Source organism: Acrocarpospora catenulata (genome assembly GCF_018476525.1).
GTDB classification, from domain to species: domain Bacteria; phylum Actinomycetota; class Actinomycetes; order Streptosporangiales; family Streptosporangiaceae; genus Acrocarpospora; species Acrocarpospora catenulata.
The window spans coordinates 1-4,380 of record NZ_JAHCST010000130.1 but is presented as its reverse complement, the minus strand read 5'-3'; the positions used below and the strand labels follow the sequence as shown (position 1 = coordinate 4,380).

The following is a 4,380-nucleotide window of genomic DNA, read 5'->3' as shown; positions in this document are numbered from 1 at the left end:
CCCGTCCACCTCCGCAGAACGGCTACAGAACGGCGCGGTGAAATCACCCTCAGACAACCATGGACTCAACAAGAACGCCAGACACTACAAAGATCACCAACAGCATCCGGAATTTGTGCCAGAGCCAGGACCACCCGGCCATTGACACACGGGCGTGGAGAGCAGTGCGACGGGACCGCGGTCGAGCCCAGCATGTGCGGTCACCCCCACGGGCGTGGGGAGCAGGGCCGACGCGAGGGTCCCAAAGTCGGCGCTCTCGGTTCACCCCCACGGGCGTGGGGAGCAGGCCACGGATTGGCAATTCCTGATCGAAACTGCCGGTTCACCCCCACGGGCGTGGGGAGCAGGGGTAGGGGCGGTCGCCGCCGCTCATGCCGGTCGGTTCACCCCCACGGGCGTGGGGAGCAGCCCTTGCGGTCGGCCTCGGAGAGGTCGGCGCCCGGTTCACCCCCACGGGCGTGGGGAGCAGGCAGCCCAGTACGGGTCAGGGTTCCGTTCCCGCGGTTCACCCCCACGGGCATGGGGAGCAGTTGAAGGTGGCGAAGACGGTCCTGACCTCGCCCGGTTCACCCCCACGGGCGTGGGGAGCAGTCGCAGCCAAGGAGGGCCTTCCTCTCCGGGAGCGGTTCACCCCCACGGGCGTGGGGAGCAGCCATAGGCGGCATGCGGGCGCAGCCCTGCCGCCGGTTCACCCCCACGGGCGTGGGGAGCAGTGATCTCAGCCACGGTCGCCCCCGTCCACCGGCGGTTCACCCCCACGGGCGTGGGGAGCAGTCGGCGGAGTTGCTGAAAGTCGCCTACAACTGCGGTTCACCCCCACGGGCGTGGGGAGCAGCATCGCACACCCGACACCGGGGCTCATGGAGTCGGTTCACCCCCACGGGCGTGGGGAGCAGGGCAATTGCCCTCTCAGCCTCCGACATAGAGGCGGTTCACCCCCACGGGCGTGGGGAGCAGCTGAGCAGGACATGACTCTCCTCATCAAAGAGCGGTTCACCCCCACGGGCGTGGGGAGCAGTGGCCGTCACGACGGGCAGCGTGAAGCCGCGACGGTTCACCCCCACGGGCGTGGGGAGCAGTGGCCGTCACGACGGGCAGCGTGAAGCCGCGACGGTTCACCCCCACGGGCGTGGGGAGCAGACCCACCGCCTGCCCGTCGACGGTGACCCGTACGGTTCACCCCCACGGGCGTGGGGAGCAGGATCCGGGCGACGAGGTCGTTGAGGATGTGGGCGGTTCACCCCCACGGGCGTGGGGAGCAGCTGAGCGGCCCCGCCGAATCCCTACCTGACAACGGTTCACCGCCACGGGCGTGGGGAGCAGCGGTCCCTGGACCGGTGGAAGAACGGCGGCTACGGTTCACCCCCACGGGCGTGGGGAGCAGCGGATGCTCAGCGTCGAGCGCCCCGTCCCATGCGGTTCACCCCCACGGGCGTGGGGAGCAGAGGGTGGCCCCATCCGCCGGAGGGTCGTACAGCGGTTCACCCCCACGGGCGTGGGGAGCAGTCCAGGAAGAACCATTCAGGTATTGATCGATCGGTTCACCCCCACGGGCGTGGGGAGCAGCACCGCTCGCCGCGCAGGATGCCGCGCGGGTCGGTTCACCCCCACGGGCGTGGGGAGCAGCTGGTCGGGCGGGGTGCAGGTGACCCAGGACTCGGTTCACCCCCACGGGCGTGGGGAGCAGCTTTGAGCTTGGACCTGATGATGTCTCGCTACCGGTTCACCCCCACGGGCGTGGGGAGCAGCTGCTCGGCGGCGGGAGGATTCGGCAGCAGCCCGGTTCACCCCCACGGGCGTGGGGAGCAGACCTGGGCGTCCTTGATGCCGATCGAGTAGCCCGGTTCACCCCCACGGGCGTGGGGAGCAGACTTCCCTACCAGGGAGAATACACCTGACCTGCAGTGACGTGAATGTCGGAAATTGTCGGTGATCGAGAAAAAGTGTTGAGAGGGTTGTAGTAGCGCTTGTGGCGGAACACAGCGGCGGTTCGAAGCATGAGTTGTGGTGTTTTATGGGCTTATGGTGGCATTTTCTATGAGAAGAATTCTCATGTTCTGTAAATCTCTGACGGATTGTCGGCGGCTGGCTCTATAGTGGGCATTCGTGGAGCATGGAGTGATCAACTGTGCTTGCTGATTGATGACGTTCAGGATTGGGGGTTCAGATGAGTGGGTCGGATGTCGACCTGGCCTTGTGGGGAAAGTCGCGAGGGCTGCCGACGCCCTATCCGCTGGTCTGCCATCTGCTGGATACCGCAGCTGCTGCAGAGGCGTTGTGGGATGAGTACCTGTCGGCTGGGCTTCGGGCGTCGATTTCGGCGGAACTGAAGTCTGACGAAGACGAGGCCCGGTGCCTTCTGTCGTACTGGGCGGCTCTGCATGATATCGGTAAGTGTGCGGCTGGCTTTCAAAGCCAAGCCAAAATTGGATTTGATCGGCTATCTGGTTATGAAATGGTGGCGACGCCTCCGGTAGGACATGATTTTGCTGCTCATGTTTGGTTGGGTCAGATGTTCCTGGCCGCAGGTTACAAAATGTCTAGGAAGGATTCTCCTGCCTTCCGGATCGCCCAGGTGCTGGGCGGTCACCATGGTGTGTTCGCCCCATTCAAGAGCCGGGAGTTCTCCAATCCGCTGGGTTCGCTGCCCGCTCTGGGGCGGGGAAAGTGGGAGGAGCAACGGCAGGCCATCGCGTCCCTGATGCATAAGTTGACCGGCAGACCGCAACCACCCGCTGCGATATCGGCCGCGGGTGGAGCGCTGGCCTGCGGTTTGGTGATCCTGGCGGACTGGCTGGCGAGCCAGGAAGGGTTCCTGCTTGCCCAACTCCAGGCCGGTGTGCCGGAGGACGGCGATGTGAACTGCCTCAAGGCACATCTGGAGCGGAGCAGGGTCACAGCTCCGTCGCTGCTCCGAGAGGCAGGACTGGGACGGCTGAGGTTCGCGGGTGGTGGGTTCCGTGATGATTTCCCTTTCGAGCCGAACGACCTTCAGCGATCAGTGAGCCAGCGCCTGCCCGATCTGATCAGCGTGGAACCCGGCCTGTTGCTGATCACGGCCCCGATGGGCGAGGGCAAGACCGAAGCGGCACTGCATGCCGGACGGTTGATGGGGGAGGCGGCGGGCATGCCGGGCTACTTCATCGGCTTGCCGACGATGGCGACCTCAGACCAGATGTTGCAGCGGGTGGACGACTTTCGTGGCCGCCGGATCACGGGCGCCGACTCTCTGACGCTGCTGCACGGCATGGCCTGGTTGAACACCGCCTACACCGCCGACGGGCAGGAAGCCGGCGTCCTGACCGGCGACCCGATGGCGACACGGTGGCTGCGAGGAAGCAAGCGCGGACTGCTGGCGAAGAGCAATCGTCAAGATCTGTGGATCAGGTTCTTCTAAGCGGCGGCGGATGAAGCCTGATCCTCGGGCCGTTCAACGAGTTTGCCGTTGACGAAGGTCGCTCCGGCCCGGACCAGGGCGACCAGGTGGGGTGCGTTGACCGCGCGCCAGCGGGCCTGGGCCGACTCGATCAGCTTGAAGGCCATGGCCAGCCCGGCGGCCCGCGAGCCCGGCCCCTTGGTGACCTTGGTCCGGTGCCGGACCGTGGCGAACGTCGACTCGATCGGGTTGGTCGTGCGCAGATGCACCCAGTGCTCGGCCGGGAAGTCGTAGAAGGCGAGCAGTTCGTCCAGGTCGTCGATCACCTTGGCCGCAGCCTTGGGATACTTGGCGCCGTAGGCGGCCCGGAACTCCTTCACCGCGGCCCGGGCGTGATCCTTGTCCTCGGCGTTCCAGATCTCGGCCAGGGCCTTCTTCGCGCCGGGATGCGCCGACTTCGGTAGCGCCCCCAGCACGTTTGCGATTTTGTGAAACCAGCACCTCTGCTCTCTGGCCTGCGGGAACACCTCCCGCAGCGCACCCCAGAAGCCGAGCGCGCCATCACCGACGGCCAGCACGGGCGCGTTCATGCCGCGCCGCTTGCAGTCGCGCAGCAGGTCGGCCCAGGACTCGGTGGACTCGCGGTAGCCGTCGGTCAGGGCGATGAGCTCCTTGCGGCCGTCGGCGCGGACTCCGATCATCACCAGCAGGCAGAGTTTGTGTTCCTCCAGCCGGATGTTGACGTGGATGCCGTCGGCCCACAGGTAGACGTAGTCGACACCGGACAGGTCGCGGGCGGCGAAGGCGCGCTGCTCGGCCTTCCACTGCTCGGTCAGCTTGGTGATGACCGGCGCGGACAAGCCCGCGGTGGAGCCGAGGAAGTGGCCCAGGGCTGGTACGAAGTCCCCGCTGGACAGGCCGTGCAGGTAGAGCAGCGGCAGCACCTCGCTGATCTTCGGGGTTTTACGCGCCCACGGCGGCAGGATCGCCGAGGAGAAGCGCCG

Annotated in this window: 2 protein-coding genes and 1 CRISPR repeat array; of the genes, one reads left to right on the top strand and one right to left on the bottom strand. The window is 66.3% G+C overall.

Features of this window, described 5'->3' with window-relative positions; all coding sequences use genetic code 11:
* Positions 1-196 precede the first annotated feature (196 nt).
* Positions 197-1,870: direct repeats of the CRISPR family, unit length 29 nt; unit sequence CGGTTCACCCCCACGGGCGTGGGGAGCAG.
* Between the two features lie 297 nt (positions 1,871-2,167).
* Entirely contained in the window at positions 2,168-3,397 is a 1,230-nt protein-coding gene (locus KIP79_RS45895) for a CRISPR-associated endonuclease Cas3'' (RefSeq protein WP_214111382.1), read from the top strand.
* Here the strand turns inward: KIP79_RS45895 and KIP79_RS45890 are convergent.
* Positions 3,394-4,380 (bottom strand): IS256 family transposase (locus KIP79_RS45890; RefSeq protein ID WP_214111381.1); only part of this gene is annotated, 987 nt, incomplete at its 5' end. The genes KIP79_RS45895 and KIP79_RS45890 overlap by 4 nt on opposite strands.

Excerpts from the sequence above, each read along its gene's own strand:
- KIP79_RS45895 (WP_214111382.1), top strand. The coding sequence starts at position 2,168 with ATGAGTGGGTCGGATGTCGACCTGGCCTTGTGGGGAAAGTCGCGAGGG.